This is a genomic window from Limosilactobacillus reuteri subsp. reuteri, from assembly GCF_000016825.1.
Taxonomy (GTDB): domain Bacteria; phylum Bacillota; class Bacilli; order Lactobacillales; family Lactobacillaceae; genus Limosilactobacillus; species Limosilactobacillus reuteri.
Window position 1 is genome coordinate 469731 of the sequence record NC_009513.1, and the last position, 15739, is coordinate 485469.

A 15739-nucleotide genomic window follows, 5' to 3' on the forward strand; every position below is an offset into this window, starting at 1 on the left:
GAATGAATTAAATGGAAATATTAATGATTGAGGATAATCATTCTGTCTGTGAAATGATGGCAATGTTTTTTAAGAAAGAAAAATGGCACTGTGAATTTGCTTATGATGGCGTGGAAGCAGAAGAAAAGTTTAACGCTGACCCTCATAAATGGGATATTATTTTGCTAGACCTCAATCTTCCTAAAAAGGATGGAATGCAGGTTGCAGCTGATATTCGACGGGTATCACCAACAGTTCCCTTAATTATGTTGACAGCCCGTGATACTGAAAGTGATCAGGTATTGGGATTGGAAATTGGTGCTGATGATTATGTAACCAAACCATTTAGTACAATTACTTTAATTGCGCGGATCAAGGCCCTTTATCGGCGAACACATTTAAACAAACTTGAGGATGTTCAAGATACTGATAGTGATGATACATTCGATATTCAAACAAAGAACTTTAAGATGAATACTAAGACAAGAGAAGTATTCTTATATGGAAAACCGGTCGGTGACTTGACACCGAAAGAATTTGACTTATTAAAGACGCTTGCCTCTAAACCACGTCAAGTATTCACCCGTTCACAACTTTTACAATTAGTATGGGATTATGAATATTATGGTGATGAGCGAACTGTTGATGCTCATATTAAAAAGTTACGGCAAAAGTTAGAAAATATTGGACCTCAAGTAATTAAGACTGTATGGGGGGTCGGCTATAAGTTTGATGACGAGGGTAACGACTAATGAAATTAATGTATCGGTTGATGCTTTCATTTTTTGCGATTATTTTGACGCTAATGGTGATTGTTAGTATTTCGTTTATCAATGTGACTAACAACACTATGTATCACAATACGTGGCAACAATTGAAAAGTTATTCTGATAGTTTAATTCAGGATTCTATTCGTTACAATATGGCAACCCAAAGTTTTGAAGGGTTTGCTACAGAATCATTAAATAGCAATGCCAATCTTTTAACACGTCAAAATGTCCACTTTGCGATTTACGATACAACTCACCGGAAAATCTTTGCCAGTAATGGATTTGCTCCTAGTATGAGTAAAAGTGATTGGAAAAAATTAAAAAAAGGAGAAACCGTTTGTACTAAGCTAATTACTCCTAAAATTAATTCACGAGTATCGAAGGGTGCTTCTCCACGAATGACCGAAGTTTCACGACCATATTTCTATAAGGGGAAGATGATTGCGGTAGTATCAATTGCAACCTTTGTATCGACGATTGAGCAAAATATGCATCAAATAAAGATTAACTTAATAATGGCATTACTGACTGCTAGTCTTGTAACGCTTGCAGTTAGCTACTTCTTGGCACGGTCAATTACCAAACGAATTGATCGATTGCGGATGGCTACTCACCAAATTGCGCAAGGAAATTACAATGTTGAAGTGGACGATAATGGGCGTGATGAAGTGGCAGACCTTGGTCGGAGTTTTAACCAAATGACCGCTTCGTTACGTGAATCGCAACAAGAAATTCGCCGGCAAGAGGAGCGGAGACGCCAATTTATGGCTAATGCAGCCCATGAAATGCGGACGCCATTAACAACCATTAATGGAATTCTTGAAGGATTACAGTATGATGCGATTCCAGAAGAGGATAAAAAGCATAGTATCCAGTTAATGCAAAATGATACGCGGCGTTTAATTCGCTTGGTCAATGATAATTTGGATTATGAAAAGATTCGCACTAACCAAATTGCGATGGAACGGAAAGTATTTGATGCATCGGCAGTACTCGAAAATTTACGAGAGCAGTTAGCGAAAAAGGCAAAAGAGAAAAAGGATACTCTGCACTTGGATGTAGAAAAGAATTTACGGGTATATGCAGACTATGATCGGTTTGTACAGATTATGTTCAATATCATTCAAAACGCAATCCAATTCACTGATAACGGAATTATTGACATTCGAGGAAAACGTGTGGAAAAGGGAAGTCAATTTGAAGTTCAAGATAATGGAATTGGGATGACTCCTGAACAACTTGAAAATATCTGGGAACGATACTATAAAGCTGATCGTTCACGGATGAATACTAAGTACGGAGAATCTGGCTTAGGACTCGCAATTGTGCGGCAGTTAGTTCTTCTTCATGGCGGAAAAATTGACGTAAAAAGTCAGTATGGTAAGGGGACGACATTTACAATCTTTTTCCCTGATCGTGAATACGCTCCGCATAATATTCAACCTACAAATAATAAAGACAAAAAGTAAGCCAATAATTTGAGCGAGACGCTTTAACTGTGATAATAAAGCGTTTCTTTTTTGTAGACCAATTTTTATAATCTAAAGAAATTTAAAGAAAGCGCTTGTGAAAGCGTTTACCATATGATACACTTATATCTCGTAATAATATTACGGATTGATAGGAGAGAATTTTTTATGAACTACTTACTTGCTTTAATCCCTGCGATTGGTTGGGGGATTATGCCGCTGATCACTGGTAAGATCGGTGGTTCAACGATTAACCAAATGTTTGGTATTGGTGCCGGTGCTACGATTGTTGGGTTGGTTGCGTTTATTATCGGTCATCCAACTGTTACAACGACTGGATTCTGGTTCTCAGTACTGTGTGGGGCTTTGTGGACAATTGGTCAAATTGGACAATTCGTTTCATTTAAGCGGATGGGTGTTTCAAACACTATTCCACTATCGACAGTATTTCAATTAGTTGGTAACTCTTTGATTGGGGTTATTATCTTTGGAGAATGGCGTGGAGCACGTGCCCTTACTATTGGTTTCATCGCCTTAGCAATTGTTATTGTTGGTGCTTTGATGACCTCTGTTACTGATCAGAGCAGCGGAAAGAAAGTTACTGTCCAGAATTTCCTTTTTCTATTAATTACTTCTATTGGTTACTGGGTTTACTCAGCATTCCCAAAGATGCCAATGGTTGCTAATGACAGTTCTTTAGGAATTTTCCTTCCAGAAATGCTTGGTATTTTACTTGGATCTGTTATTTATGCTATTTGTTCAGGAAATATTGATTCCTTCAAGCAAAAGGAACAATACCTCAATATCTGGGGTGGTATTTCTTGGGGAATTGCGGCCTTAGCTTATATCTTTGCTGGACGGGCATTAGGAATTAATACGGCCTTTGTCTTCACGCAAATGAACGTTATCATTGCAACAATTGGTGGTATCTTAGTTCTTCATGAACACAAGACTCGGCGGGAAATGTCATTTACAATTGCCGGAATCATCTTTATTGTTGCCGGAAGTATTTTAACTATTTTTGCTTAAATTATATTAAAACTAAACTTAAAAAGACCTTCATCGGATTTTTGATGAAGGTCTTTTAATATCGACATTATTATTTAATAAGGGAAATTTTCCAAGCGATCTTTTTCAGTAATGGGACGAATTACTTTGCCTGGAACTCCAAGGACAAGGGAGTTATCAGGAATATCTTTAGTAACGACTGTACCTGCTCCGATAACGCAACCATTGCCGATTGTTACGCCCGGACAAACTGTTACATTGCTTGCAAGCCAACAGTTATCGCCAATTGTAACTGGTTTGCCATATTCAACGTCATCGAACTGACCGTCAGCTTGCTGCCGAATATTACGCTGCTGATACATGAGGGGATGCATGGCTGTAATGATCGAGACGTTTGGACCGCACATTACGTTATCTCCAATAGTAACAGGGCATGTATCTAAAATGGTAAAGTTAAAATTAGCATAGAAATTCTTACCTATTTTGGTAAAACGACCGTAATCAATATGAATAGGTCCTTGAAGATATATTCCGTCATCATGCTGAGGAAATAGGCGATCAATAATCATTCCTCGTTCAACAGTATCTTCATCAGTTGTTAAGTTATAGTCACGACAAAGACGATGAGCAAGGTGAGAAAACTTATTGAGTTCCGGTGTTCCAGGACGATAAGGCTTCCCAGCTAACATATTTTCAGTATTTTTATCCATGAATAATTATTCCCTTCAAATTATGTAAGCGGATACGCTGTGTATTCCCAGTATGCCTAATTAACCTTAAATTGTCAATTTTCATTAATGAGAAAAAATTGCTAGTTCTGATTGAAACCGACTTCATTATCCGCTATCATTTAAATGTCTAAAAAATAAAAATAGAAAGAAGCTATTGGAATGACACACATTAAATTTGACAGTAGCGCATTAAAGCAATTTGTTCATGAAAACGAACTTGGTGAAATGCAAGCAATGGTTAACGCCGCTAATGATGAATTACGGAATGGAACTGGTGCTGGCGCCGACTTCCGTGATTGGCTCCATTTACCAACCGAATATGACAAAGAAGAATTTGCCCGTATTAAGAAGGCTGCTGATAAGATTCAACGTGATTCAGATGTTTTAGTTGTTATTGGGATTGGTGGTTCTTACCTTGGTGCCCAAATGGCAATTGACTTCTTACACAATACTTTCTATCAAGCTCAAAATGCAAAAGACCGGAAAGCTCCGTTGGTAGTCTTTGCTGGTAACTCCTTAAGTTCAACCTATGTTCATGACTTGATCCAATTAATTGGTGACAAAGACTTTTCAATCAATGTTGTTTCAAAGTCAGGAACAACCACTGAACCATCAATTGCCTTCCGAATCTTTAAGGGCCTTTTAATTAAGAAGTATGGTGAAAATGAAGCTAATAAGCGGATTTATGCTACTACTGATAAGACTAAGGGTGCCTTAAAGACTGAAGCAGATGCTCATGGCTATGAAACCTTTGTTATTCCTGATGGGGTTGGAGGACGTTACTCAGTTCTTTCTGCTGTAGGTCTTTTACCAATTGCTGCTTCTGGTGCGGACATTGATAAGTTGATGGAAGGGGCTGCACAAGCGGAAAAGGATTATGTTGATCCTGATCTAACCAAGAACGAAGCCTACCAATACGCTGCTTACCGGAACATTCTTTATCGTAAGGGCTATGAAACAGAATTACTCGAAAACTACGAGCCTAACATGCGGATGTTTGCGGAATGGTGGAAACAATTAGCTGGGGAATCAGAAGGAAAAGACCAAAAGGGAATCTATCCTTCTTCAGCTAACTTCACAACCGACCTTCATTCACTTGGTCAATACATCCAAGAAGGTCGCCGTTTCTTAATGGAAACCGTTGTTAAGCTTGATAAGCCAAATTATGACATGGAAATTCCAACAGAACCAGATAATCTTGATGGTTTAGGCTACTTGGAAGGTAAGACAATGGATTACGTTAACACCAAGGCTTATGAAGCGGTGGTTGCTGCTCATACTGATGGTGGAGTACCAGTGATGACTGTTCATATCCCACAAGAAGACGAATATACTTTAGGTTACCTTATTTACTTCTTTGAGGTTGCGATGGGAATTTCAGGTTACTTAAACGGTATTAATCCATTTAACCAACCAGGTGTTGAAGCTTATAAGACTAACATGTTTGGATTGCTTGGTAAGCCAGGATATGAAGAAATTGGTAAAGAATTACGGGCTAAGATGGATAAGAACGATTAGTATAAATTAAATATCATCAAGAAGGGGAATAGCTGTTATGACATAGCTATTCTCTCCTTTTATCTGGAGTATTTTTATGAAAAAAGAAGAATTAATTGAACATCGGGATCGGGTAAAAGATCATTTAGTAGTATGGATTGTTTTAACAATTTGTCTGCAAATATTAACTGTTTTTCATATCTTGGCGTTCTTAAAATATGTAGTATGGCTTTCTGCCGCTTATAGTATTTTACTAATTATCTTGTGGTGTTATTTAGAATTTAAGATTTTACATTTAAAATAATTTAATAAAGGGAGTGGGACTATAAACTTGTTTCGAGTTTTTAGTCCCACCCCTGCAAGGATGGCTACGACGCGAAGCTAGCCTATTGGGGCATTATGGACGCTGATTTATCAACGTTCATAATCAGCCATCTACTGCGTTTTGGCAGTTTACACTTTAAAATAGTAAAGAGGTTGGATTGTTTTCCCAGCCTCTCTTTTCTATTAAATAAGACCAAAACGATTTCTTACAGCTGTATTAATACAGTTTGCTAATTTCTCTTTAACCTTTTTATTTATATCTAAATTATCAGTATCATCTTTAAGATAGGCATTAATTATGATTGAAGCCATTACATGTTTAGGAACAGAAAGTATTTTAATGTCCATGTATTTAGGGTTTTCGGCGGGAATATCTTCAAAAGTGAGAACAATATCCTTACCATTAACACTAATTGTTGTTTTCCCTCCCTTCCTAACTGTGTAGTCAAGTTCATTAGGGGTACAATTTTTATATGCAATCATAATGGTTATCCCTTCTTATTATTAATATTATTGTTAGTATAACATAATTTAAGTTATAATCGACGATTGTAAATTGTGAAGAGAAGAATGGTAAGATAATTGAAAATAAAATTGGTTAAGAAGGGAATGAAATTATAATGAACGAATATGTAATTGGGGTTGACCTAGGCACAAGTGCAGTTAAGGTTTCAGCGATGGACCGTGATGGCAAGATTGTTGCGCAACAAAGCTATGGCTATGATCTCCATCAGCCTTATCCTGGCTACAGCGAACAAGATCCGCGAGATTGGCTTTATGAAACAACGATTGTAATTGATCGATTAATTTTAAAAGAACTTAGATAATCATAACCACCCGTCAAACGGGTGGTTTGCACATCGGCTATAAGCCGATAATAAAAGCCGGCGTCTCAAGGCGCTGGCTTTCGCTTTGCTCAAGCCAAAATGCTCTGACTACTTTGCCACCGCTTTAAGCGGTGTTTGTACTACCTCACTTACCCTTAAAAGGGTCCGAATATTCCACACTTGTTAGCTTATCCATTGCTATATCATGTTTCTCTTGATCTCGGATATACTTCTTTATCGTGGATTCATTTAATCCAACTGTACTCACATAGTAGCCTTCAGCCCAAAAATGTCGGTTCCCATATTTGTATTTTAAGTTTGCATGTCGATCAAACATCATTAATGCACTTTTCCCTTTTAAGTATCCCATAAACTGCGATACACTTAGTTTCGGCGAAATACTTACTAACAAGTGCACATGATCTGGCATCATATGACCTTCAATTATTTCTACTCCCTTATATTTGCACAATAAACGAATATAATCTCTTAGGTCTCTTCGGTATTGATTGAAGATCGCTTTACGTCTATACTTTGGTATGAATACGATGTGATACTTACATAACCACTTCGTATGGGCTAAGCTATTTAATTTATTAGCCATATTTATATAACCTCTTTTCTCTTATTGACTTTGGCTTGAACACCTACATCTTAAGGCAAAAGAGGCCTTTTTTATATAATTTTTATCGCCCACCCGCATAGCAGGTGGTTTTTTGTTTCGTGCATTCGCTCTGCTCACGCACTCAACTAGGTCTAAAGACATTAATGTAAATAACGGAGAAAATAACCGTCTTAAGGTCATTTTCTCCGTTATTTTATTGTTAATTTATTTCTTGAATCAATCCATTAAAGAAGTGTTTTAGTGACACTTGCCCACCATTAGTACGCTCTCCTTTGAGAAATGAAATTTCATTGTGGACATTTTTATATTCATATAAGTTATTCGCATATTCCAAAATAATGTCGTTTTCTGGATAATCCATACACATATGTGCGAGATTATTAAGACCAGTTTTTATATCGCGCCGAATTCGTTGGAAAATTATCTTTTTACCATGCTCATCACATTGGAAAAATTCTTCAAAATTAACCTCATCAAAACTAATTTCCCGTTCAATCATCGTATTAACAAGTTTATTAATTGCAGGAGCACCATTTCCGGCTGTAATCCCAAGAAAACGTAAGATGGACTGAGCGTTTTCTTTTTTCTTGGTTTTCCCGCTAATCGTAACTGTATTATTATTCGTCGCAGCACCACTTACAAGGTCCAAAACTTGAAGAAGACGGTTAGACATATTAATATTTTGCGCTGCTAGTTTAATCACTGACTTAACTTCTGCAATGTTTAGTGGTTTTTCAATAAAAAAATCAATCCCATGTTGATATGCACTTGTTTTGACAGAAGGCAGAATTGCTTGAGCAGTCATAATGAAGTGTGGATAATGATGACTGTCCTGAATTTTTTGAATAAGTTGGACCCCATCCATCGTTGGCATTGCATAATCGATAAACATGATATCAATTCCTAGGCGCATTGCATCATCGTAGGCCTGTTGCGGATTAGAAGTTGTTCCGACGACAGTATTATTGAAATCATTTTCAATAATATTGGATAATAAATGAATAATTTTACTATCATTATCTAAAATATAAAAATTCATGTATTTTCACCGATTTCTTGATGTTGTTTGAAGTATTTTGAAACACTATTTAATTTTACTCTTTGTGAAGATAATAGACAATAGAGCTGCTATTTTACAAATGTGTAGTTGTTTCCGCTTACATCCTTGTGAATAAAGAGATTGTTGCAAAAAAACGCTGAATTTTTTCTGTTATTTATGGAGCCTTTTTGAAGTATTATGAAACTTTAGCCTATTATAGTACTTGTATTAAGACCTTAGGAGGAAATAAAAATGGCTTTTAATTTACGTAATCGTAGTTTCTTAACTCTTGCAGATTTTAACACTCGGGAAATGGAATACATGCTTGATCTTGCTGAAGATTTAAAGAAGGCAAAATATGCTGGTTATGAAGGCAAGAATCTTAAAGGTAAGAACATTGCTTTAATTTTTGAAAAGAGTTCTACTCGTACTCGTTGTTCTTTTGAAGTTGGTGCTAAGGATGAAGGTGCTCATGTAACTTACCTTGGCCCATCAGGTTCACACATCGGTCACAAGGAATCTGTTAAGGATACTGCACGAGTTCTTGGTGGAATGTTTGATGGTATCGAATACCGTGGATTCTCACAACGCAATGTTGAAATTTTAGCTAAGTACTCTGGTGTACCAGTTTGGAATGGTTTAACTGACGAAGACCACCCAACACAAGTACTTGCTGACTTCTTAACCGCTCACGAAGTATTGAAGAAGCCTTACAAGGACATCAAGTTTGCCTTTGTAGGTGACGGTCAAGACAATGTTTCAAATGCATTGATGCTTGGTGCCGCTGTAATGGGGATGGAATACCACGTTGTTACTCCTAAGGAATTGGAACCAACTAAGGAAACTCTAGATAAGGCTAATGAAATTGCTGCCAAGACTGGTGCTAAGATTGTTGTTACTAATGACATCAAAGAAGGTGTCAAAGGTATGGACGTAATCTATGCTGATGTTTGGGTATCAATGGGTGAATCTGATGATATGTGGGAAAAGCGGATCAACCTTCTTAAGCCTTACCAAGTAACAATGGATGTTATGAAGGCTACTGAAAACCCTAATGTTCTCTTTGAACACTGTCTTCCTGCATTCCACAACCTCGACACTGAAGTTGGTAAGGAAATTGAAAAGAAGTTTGGCTTAAAGGAAATGGAAGTTACTGACGAAGTATTCGAAAGTGAACATTCAGTTGTCTTCCGTGAAGCCGAAAACCGGATGCACACTATCAAGGCTGTAATGGTTGCAACTTTGGGTGAACAAAACTAATTAGGAGGCATTTGCCATGGCTAAAGTAGTCGTTGCTCTAGGGGGAAATGCATTAGGCAAATCACCTGAAGAACAATTAAAGTTAGTAAAGAATACTGCTTCCTCATTAATTGGGCTAATTGCTGCAGGAAATCAAGTAGTTATTAGTCACGGTAATGGTCCACAAGTGGGTGCCATTAATTTAGGGATGAATTTCGCTGCTGAACACGGTAAAACTGCTGCTTTTCCTTTCCCAGAATGTGGTGCAATGAGTCAAGGTTATATTGGCTACCATTTGCAACAAAGTTTAGAAAATGAATTACACCGTCGTTGGATGAATAAGAGTGTGGCAACGATTGTAACGCAAATTGCAGTTGACCCTAATGATCCTGCTTTTGAAAATCCATCAAAGCCGGTTGGTGACTTCTACACTAAAGAACAAGCTGATGAAATTGCCAAAGAAAAGGGCTACACTTTTAAAGAAGATGCGGGCCGTGGATACCGTCAAGTTGTTCCTTCTCCACTACCGATGAAGATTATGGAACTTGATAGCATCAAAACATTGATTGACGCTGACAAGCTTGTTATTGCCGGTGGTGGTGGTGGTGTACCTGTAATCATCACTGATAAAGGACTTGAAGGAGTTCCAGCGGTTATTGATAAGGACCGTTCAAGTGCCTTGCTAGCTGACAAGATCGATGCCGATAAGTTGATTATTTTAACTGCCGTTGATCATGTTTATGTTAACTATGGAAAGCCAGATGAAAAAGCCCTTAAGACGTTAAACGTTGCAGAAGCTCAAAAATACATGAAGGAAGGACAATTTGCTGCTGGTAGTATGCTACCTAAGATTGAAGCATGTCTTTCATTTGTTGAAGGTCATCCAGAACGAGAAGCATTAATTACTTCATTAGATGGTCTTGATGATGCTCTTGCCGGTAAAGTCGGGACAGTTATTCGTGATAACTAAAAAGAAGATGGTTAGGAAAATAAAATCCTGACCACCTTCTTTTTTAGTTACTCTTTAATTTTTTCTGTGGAATGCGAATGTTAATCGCAAGTACTGCAACGATAACTAAAATCGAACCAAGGATATCTGCTCCCGTCATTTGTAAATGAAAAATTAGGACTGAACCGATTGTTGCTGATAAAGGTTCAAATGCATCCATTAAACTAAATGTAGTTGCATCGATATATTTTAATGAATTATTAGCTAGCTGAAAGGGAATTAAGGTCCCAATTACTAGAATGCCTAACACATATAACCAAACTGAAGGAACGTTAGGAATATGTGGTTGACTAGGGTGAATAAGCACTAAGGTTAATCCGGCAAATAATAGCCCCCACCCCGTAATAATTAATGAGGGAACTCGACCTTCGCGAAGCATATTTTGTGGAATTAAGGTATTTGTTGCAACACCAATTGCAGAAATTAATCCCCATATTAGAACACTAAGCGTCATTGCTAAATGGTTAAATTGGCCATGAGTTGCGATAATAAAAACACCTAAAAAGGCGATAATTGCACTAATAATTTCAATTCGTCGTGGTGGCAGGTGTCGAAACATAGCTTGATAAGCAATGATGAAAAAGGGCCCGATGAATTGGAGAATGGTTGCGATCGAAGCATTCCCATATTGGACAGCCATAAAGTAAGCATACTGAACCGGAACTAACCCAAAAACACCATATGCAAAGATAATCCATGCAGAATGAAGGTCCTTAAAAATTTGAAAGGGATGCTTCCCACGAATTTGGCTTAATAAGACTAAAATAATTCCAGCTGAAACCATTCGAACCTGCGTTAACCACATTGATGTAATTGAACTACTAACATTAAAAAGGGCCTTCGCAAAAAGCCCTGAAATACCCCAAAAGGTACAGGCAGTAATAATCATCGCTGTACCTAAAACTTTTTTATTTGACATAAAAATACTCTTTCCAATTAGATTTGCTATTTTATTTTACCATACCAATTCTGTGAAGAGTGAGCTCGACTTTTTAATTATGACTATCTGTTGGAATTGTTTTCGGCGATGATTGGTTGTGGAGTTCGTGAATATAAAGCCTTCACAGCCTCTATGTCTCGTGATTGAATGGGATAATATGATCCAGCTGGCTGCATCACAGAAATCTTGTTCGTGTGCTGTAGACCAATTGCATGCCCTAATTCATGCTCAGCAGTATTTACGATTCGTTCTTGTGAGTAGCCAAAGGCAGGATTTAATAGGTAATAAGAATTTAGCTCTACTGTTGCGTGCAGATAATATCCAGTTGCGGAATTCATGCTTGTATTGGTAAGTCCCGCTGCCCCGTTATTTGGATCATTAACAGCGGAAACACTAATATTTGCATTCTTATCATTAACGATTTTAAATGTGAATGCCTTCGTGTTATTCCATTGGGCAATTGCGGTTTCTGTTGCATTCTTTAATACTGGATTACTGATATTAACATAGATCGTTGCAGAGTTTTGTTCCCAGCGTGCATCAGCGGGTGTATCTTGTGCCCCAGTTTGTTGGTCAGCGTTTTGTTTAGTTGGGGTTGCAACTTCTTTACCGGTTATTCGGTGTAGCCACGATTGAGTAAGCACCTGAGCATTATGAATGCCAATATTAAATTGTTCTTGAAAGGTAGAATTATTTTGATAAAACCAAATAATTCCGCCAAAGAGTAATAAATAAAATAAGGTTAATAAGAAATTGGACTTCTTAATCGGTCACACCCCCTAGTATTCAAATTCTAATTAAAAAAGAGTAAAACGTCCATTATTTAATATTTTTTCTTTATTGTTGACAACTGTAAACTTTGATAGTATGCTGTACCTATAATATGATTACAATTGTAAACTAAAAGAAGGTGGAAATATTGAGAATTGCCGTTATAATTATTGCCCTGCTTTTGATTGCATTTATTGTTTGGTGGTTCTTCGGAAAGCATACAGAGTCGGCGGGAAAATCAACTATTGTTAATGATGAGCAAACTGCAACGATTGTCGTTAATGGTGGTTATTCTCCATCAACCGTTATCTTGAAAAAGGGAATTCCGGCTCAAGTTAACTTTGATATGCATGACTCGACGGCTTGTTTATCACATGTAGTATTTGAACAGCTAGGAGTTAATAAGGACTTAACAAAGCAAAAGATTACGACGATTAATATTCCAACAGATAAAGCCCAGACTTTTAACTTTGCTTGTGGGATGGATATGTTTCATGGAAAGGTGATTGTTAAATAATGAGTATTTTTTCAAAAGATCAAACTAAAAAAGTTGTTGTTAATGCAGAAAATCATGGCTACAAACCAGAAACGGTTACTTTCAAACAAGGAAAGCCAGCGCAATTAAAATTTATCCCCTCCGATAACATGGGATGTATGAATGAAGTCGTCTTTAAGGAACTTGGGATTGATGAGAAGTTAGACGGTAAAAAAGAAGTTACTGTTGATATTCCAACTGACAAGCCGGGAACTTATAACTATGCTTGCGGAATGGATATGTTTCATGGAAAGGTTGTTGTAAAGTAATGAAGCTCACAAACATTCAGCGATTTTGGATTTCATTTGTATTATCAATTCCGATGTTAATACAAATGCTTGCGATGCCTTTTCACTGGATGATGCCAGCCTATAATTGGATAGCATTAATTACTACCACTATTATTATGGCAATTTCAGCATTTCCATATTGGAAAAGTGCGATCGCTGCATTTAAAAAACATAGTGCAAATATGAATACCCTAGTCGCCACAGGAACAGCTGTCGCTTATTTTTATAGTATTTTTGCGATGATAACTGATAGGGCGGTTTATTTTGAAAGTGCTGCTTTTGTTACTGTCTTTGTTTTACTGGGGGATGCGATGGAAGAGAAAATGCATAACAATGCTTCCAATGCTCTTGGTAAGTTGATGGGCCTTCAAGCAAAAGATGCTGAAGTCTTAAAAGATGGTAAATTTGTCAAAGTACCACTCGATCAAGTTCAAGTTGGCGACCTTATTCGGGTCAAGCCGGGTGAAAAAGTACCCGTAGACGGAACAATTCTGGAAGGGGTAACTTCTCTGGATGAGTCGATGGTTACTGGTGAAAGTATGCCGGTAATGAAAAAAGTTGGCGATACTGTTGTTGGTTCAACAATTAATAATAATGGGACGATTACTTTTAAAGCCACAAAGGTTGGAGCGGATACAATGCTTGCCCAAATTGTTGACCTAGTAAAAAAAGCGCAAACCAGTCATGCTCCTATCCAGAACTTAACAGATAAGATTTCAAATGTGTTTGTCCCAGCAGTAATGATTATTGCTATTTTGACATTTATGATTTGGTATTCCTTTGTTGGCGCAACATTTGTTCAAGCATTATTATTTGCTGTTTCAGTAATTGTCATTGCTTGTCCGTGCGCATTAGGTTTAGCAACTCCAACAGCATTAATGGTTGGTACTGCAAGAAGTGCTAAGATGGGTGTCCTTATTAAGAATGGTGAAGTCCTTCAAGAAGTAAGTAATATTGATACTGTTGTGTTTGATAAAACAGGGACAATTACGGTCGGCAAACCAGTTGTAACTGATATTGTTGGCGATGCTAAAAAAGTATTAACAATCGCTGCTAGTCTTGAGGAATCGTCTGAGCACCCGTTAGCATCTGCAATTCTTCAAAAGGCAAAAAATAAAGAGATCTCACCAGTAAAGGTAGATAAATTTGAAGCAATTGAAGGTAAGGGTGTGCGTGCAGATTATAATGGACAAGTAGCATTTGTTGGTAGCAATCGGCTTTTGGTTGATGTAAATATTTCCCGGGAAATGGCATCACGTGCGGAAAAATTACAGAACGAAGCTAAAACAGTTGTTTATGTTGGTCTTGATGGGGAAATAATCGGCTTAGTTGCCATTCAAGATGTTCCGAAGTCGAGTTCAAAAGATGCAATTGCGGAGCTAAAAGCACGTGGATTAATGACTGTGATGTTAACTGGGGATAACAAACGGGTAGCTCAAGCAATAGCTGATGAAGTTGGTATCGATAGGGTAATTGCTGAAGTAATGCCGAATGATAAGGCTCAACAAATCAAAGAACTTCAGGACAAGGGTAAAAAGGTTGCTTTTGTTGGTGATGGAATTAATGATGCCCCTGCTTTGTCGACAGCTGATGTTGGAATTGCAATGGGATCTGGAACTGATATCGCAATTGACTCTGGTGGAATCGTTCTCGTTCAAAACGATTTGCGAGGAGTTGTCCGGGCACTTGATATTTCTAAGAAGACCTTTAACCGAATTAAATTAAATCTCTTCTGGGCGCTCATTTACAATGTCATTGGTATTCCAATCGCTGCAGGGCTATTTGCATTTATGGGCTTTACTCTTAGTCCGGAGCTTGCCGGCCTAGCAATGGCCTTTAGTTCTGTTTCTGTTGTTAGTTCTTCTCTGCTGTTAAATAAAGCTAAGATTGCGGGAGAGCATGTTGTTCAAGCTTAAACTAAGATTATAAGGAGTTAAGAAATATAATTCTTAGCTTCTTTTTTTGTTATATTTTGCACAAAGTAAAAGGATTTTGCGGTAAAATATTAATAAAAGTGATGGAGGAGTATTTAAAATGGCAACAGCATTTTTGGTTCACACTCAACTAAACTGGGGAAAAACATGTGATTATTTAATTGCTAATGATGTTGAGCCGGGGTTAATGCATCGTTATGAGACACGAGAAGATTGGCAAGAGGTGATTCTTGATGCATTGATCAATGTTCCCTTAGCGCCATACTTGCCAAGTGGTCAGCCCATTCCGCCAATTGGAACGGCAAAAGTAATAGGGGTAGAAGCAGTTGATCCGGCACGGGTTAAAAAAACTGTGCAACGGACACGAAGCCAATTTATAATGGCAACTATCTGGAAAAAGCAGTCAGCCTTAAAAAACTATAATTTCTTACATCATGATTATGACAAGTGGACGCAAAAACAAATTTGGGCCGATGTTGATTATTGGTGTGACTCTAAAAAACATCCCGTTATCGATTTGATTACAAAATGGCGTTGTGTCCGTCAACACCAACGATTACGTGCTGAAGAGAAATGATAAAAAAGAGTTGACTATTAAGCCACTTCCATGTATAGTATATATCGTTATAAGTTTATCTTATTGGGCATTCGCCAAACTGGTAAGGCAGTGGACTCTGAATCCATAATTTACTGGTTCGAGACCAGTATGCCCAACTTCTAACAAAAGGCCTGCTAGATTAGCTAGCAGGTCT

At 37.6% G+C, this 15739-nt stretch carries 17 protein-coding genes, 1 tRNA gene and 1 pseudogene; 13 read left to right on the top strand and 6 right to left on the bottom strand.

Annotated features, from left to right (window positions below; all coding sequences use genetic code 11):
• The first annotated feature begins 11 nt into the window (after positions 1 to 11).
• The 3 genes from LREU_RS02165 (at position 12) to LREU_RS02175 (ending at position 3247) form a co-directional block, all read left to right on the top strand.
• Complete coding sequence (locus tag LREU_RS02165; protein ID WP_003667505.1) at positions 12 to 731, top strand: response regulator transcription factor; 720 nt, start codon at positions 12 to 14, stop codon at positions 729 to 731.
• Entirely contained in the window at positions 731 to 2218 is a 1488-nt protein-coding gene (locus LREU_RS02170) for a sensor histidine kinase (protein ID WP_003667506.1), read from the top strand. The genes LREU_RS02165 and LREU_RS02170 overlap by 1 nt, the downstream gene beginning before the upstream one ends.
• 168 nt (positions 2219 to 2386) lie before the next feature.
• Complete coding sequence (locus tag LREU_RS02175; protein WP_003667507.1) at positions 2387 to 3247, top strand: GRP family sugar transporter; 861 nt, start codon at positions 2387 to 2389, stop codon at positions 3245 to 3247.
• A 74-nt stretch (positions 3248 to 3321) separates the two neighbouring features.
• Here the strand turns inward: LREU_RS02175 and LREU_RS02180 are convergent, their stop codons facing one another.
• Positions 3322 to 3936 (bottom strand): sugar O-acetyltransferase, encoded by a 615-nt coding sequence (locus LREU_RS02180; RefSeq protein WP_003667508.1) that lies wholly within the window; start codon positions 3934 to 3936, stop codon positions 3322 to 3324.
• Positions 3937 to 4116: 180 nt separating this feature from the next.
• On the opposite strand from LREU_RS02180, the gene LREU_RS02185 reads away from it, so the two are divergent.
• Positions 4117 to 5475 carry a glucose-6-phosphate isomerase gene (locus LREU_RS02185; RefSeq protein WP_003667509.1) on the top strand — a complete coding sequence of 453 codons (1359 nt, stop codon included), beginning with the start codon at positions 4117 to 4119 and terminating at the stop codon, positions 5473 to 5475.
• A gap of 76 nt (positions 5476 to 5551) precedes the next feature.
• A complete protein-coding gene (locus tag LREU_RS02190) occupies positions 5552 to 5758 on the top strand; it encodes a hypothetical protein (protein ID WP_003667510.1) in 207 nt (68 codons plus the stop codon).
• Positions 5759 to 5961: 203 nt separating this feature from the next.
• On the opposite strand, the gene LREU_RS02195 is transcribed toward LREU_RS02190, so the two are convergent.
• Complete coding sequence (locus LREU_RS02195) at positions 5962 to 6261, bottom strand: hypothetical protein (RefSeq protein ID WP_003667511.1); 300 nt, start codon at positions 6259 to 6261, stop codon at positions 5962 to 5964.
• Between the two features lie 137 nt (positions 6262 to 6398).
• On the opposite strand from LREU_RS02195, the pseudogene LREU_RS02200 reads away from it, so the two are divergent.
• Positions 6399 to 6596 (top strand): annotated as a pseudogene (locus LREU_RS02200) (FGGY family carbohydrate kinase); the annotation flags it as partial.
• 154 nt (positions 6597 to 6750) lie between these two features.
• Here LREU_RS02200 and tnpA read toward each other — a convergent pair.
• Positions 6751 to 7209: an IS200/IS605 family transposase gene (gene tnpA, locus LREU_RS02205; RefSeq protein WP_003667513.1), complete on the bottom strand. Its 459-nt coding sequence runs from the start codon at positions 7207 to 7209 to the stop codon at positions 6751 to 6753.
• Between the two features lie 220 nt (positions 7210 to 7429).
• Positions 7430 to 8269, bottom strand: a complete 840-nt coding sequence (locus LREU_RS02210; RefSeq protein WP_003667514.1) for a DNA-binding domain-containing protein — start codon at positions 8267 to 8269, stop codon at positions 7430 to 7432.
• A 252-nt stretch (positions 8270 to 8521) separates the two neighbouring features.
• Between LREU_RS02210 and argF the strand changes: the two genes are divergently transcribed.
• Together argF and arcC are read left to right on the top strand one after the other, a co-directional pair.
• Positions 8522 to 9529 carry an ornithine carbamoyltransferase gene (argF, locus tag LREU_RS02215; RefSeq protein WP_003667515.1) on the top strand — a complete coding sequence of 336 codons (1008 nt, stop codon included), beginning with the start codon at positions 8522 to 8524 and terminating at the stop codon, positions 9527 to 9529.
• 16 nt (positions 9530 to 9545) lie between these two features.
• A complete protein-coding gene (gene arcC, locus LREU_RS02220; RefSeq protein ID WP_003667516.1) occupies positions 9546 to 10478 on the top strand; it encodes a carbamate kinase in 933 nt (310 codons plus the stop codon).
• A 43-nt stretch (positions 10479 to 10521) separates the two neighbouring features.
• On the opposite strand, the gene LREU_RS02225 is transcribed toward arcC, so the two are convergent.
• Together LREU_RS02225 and LREU_RS02230 are read right to left on the bottom strand one after the other, a co-directional pair.
• Positions 10522 to 11436, bottom strand: a complete 915-nt coding sequence (locus LREU_RS02225) for a DMT family transporter (protein WP_003667517.1) — start codon at positions 11434 to 11436, stop codon at positions 10522 to 10524.
• 83 nt (positions 11437 to 11519) lie between these two features.
• Complete coding sequence (locus tag LREU_RS02230; RefSeq protein ID WP_003667518.1) at positions 11520 to 12101, bottom strand: matrixin family metalloprotease; 582 nt, start codon at positions 12099 to 12101, stop codon at positions 11520 to 11522.
• A 266-nt stretch (positions 12102 to 12367) separates the two neighbouring features.
• Here LREU_RS02230 and LREU_RS02235 point away from each other — a divergent pair, with 266 nt between their 5' ends.
• The 5 genes from LREU_RS02235 to LREU_RS02255 all read left to right on the top strand — a co-directional run bounded on the left by LREU_RS02235 (position 12368) and on the right by LREU_RS02255 (position 15701).
• The gene (locus LREU_RS02235; protein WP_003667519.1) at positions 12368 to 12745 is read left to right on the top strand and encodes a cupredoxin domain-containing protein; all 378 of its coding nucleotides are present in this window, start codon (positions 12368 to 12370) and stop codon (positions 12743 to 12745) included.
• Complete coding sequence (locus LREU_RS02240; RefSeq protein ID WP_003667520.1) at positions 12745 to 13032, top strand: cupredoxin domain-containing protein; 288 nt, start codon at positions 12745 to 12747, stop codon at positions 13030 to 13032. Before LREU_RS02235 ends, LREU_RS02240 begins: the two co-directional genes overlap by 1 nt.
• Complete coding sequence (locus LREU_RS02245; RefSeq protein ID WP_003667521.1) at positions 13032 to 14969, top strand: copper-translocating P-type ATPase; 1938 nt, start codon at positions 13032 to 13034, stop codon at positions 14967 to 14969. Before LREU_RS02240 ends, LREU_RS02245 begins: the two co-directional genes overlap by 1 nt.
• Before the next feature lie 118 nt (positions 14970 to 15087).
• A complete protein-coding gene (locus tag LREU_RS02250) occupies positions 15088 to 15564 on the top strand; it encodes a DUF7679 family protein (RefSeq protein WP_003667522.1) in 477 nt (158 codons plus the stop codon).
• A 64-nt stretch (positions 15565 to 15628) separates the two neighbouring features.
• A tRNA-Gln gene (locus LREU_RS02255) sits at positions 15629 to 15701 on the top strand.
• Positions 15702 to 15739 lie beyond the last annotated feature (38 nt).

Coding starts and splice junctions, on each gene's coding strand:
- LREU_RS02165 (WP_003667505.1), top strand. CDS start 12: ATGGAAATATTAATGATTGAGGATAATCATTCTGTCTGTGAAATGATG.
- LREU_RS02170 (WP_003667506.1), top strand. CDS start 731: ATGAAATTAATGTATCGGTTGATGCTTTCATTTTTTGCGATTATTTTG.
- LREU_RS02175 (WP_003667507.1), top strand. CDS start 2,387: ATGAACTACTTACTTGCTTTAATCCCTGCGATTGGTTGGGGGATTATG.
- LREU_RS02180 (WP_003667508.1), bottom strand. CDS start 3,936: ATGGATAAAAATACTGAAAATATGTTAGCTGGGAAGCCTTATCGTCCT.
- LREU_RS02185 (WP_003667509.1), top strand. CDS start 4,117: ATGACACACATTAAATTTGACAGTAGCGCATTAAAGCAATTTGTTCAT.
- LREU_RS02190 (WP_003667510.1), top strand. CDS start 5,552: ATGAAAAAAGAAGAATTAATTGAACATCGGGATCGGGTAAAAGATCAT.
- LREU_RS02195 (WP_003667511.1), bottom strand. CDS start 6,261: ATGATTGCATATAAAAATTGTACCCCTAATGAACTTGACTACACAGTT.
- tnpA (WP_003667513.1), bottom strand. CDS start 7,209: ATGGCTAATAAATTAAATAGCTTAGCCCATACGAAGTGGTTATGTAAG.
- LREU_RS02210 (WP_003667514.1), bottom strand. CDS start 8,269: ATGAATTTTTATATTTTAGATAATGATAGTAAAATTATTCATTTATTA.
- argF (WP_003667515.1), top strand. CDS start 8,522: ATGGCTTTTAATTTACGTAATCGTAGTTTCTTAACTCTTGCAGATTTT.
- arcC (WP_003667516.1), top strand. CDS start 9,546: ATGGCTAAAGTAGTCGTTGCTCTAGGGGGAAATGCATTAGGCAAATCA.
- LREU_RS02225 (WP_003667517.1), bottom strand. CDS start 11,436: ATGTCAAATAAAAAAGTTTTAGGTACAGCGATGATTATTACTGCCTGT.
- LREU_RS02240 (WP_003667520.1), top strand. CDS start 12,745: ATGAGTATTTTTTCAAAAGATCAAACTAAAAAAGTTGTTGTTAATGCA.
- LREU_RS02245 (WP_003667521.1), top strand. CDS start 13,032: ATGAAGCTCACAAACATTCAGCGATTTTGGATTTCATTTGTATTATCA.
- LREU_RS02250 (WP_003667522.1), top strand. CDS start 15,088: ATGGCAACAGCATTTTTGGTTCACACTCAACTAAACTGGGGAAAAACA.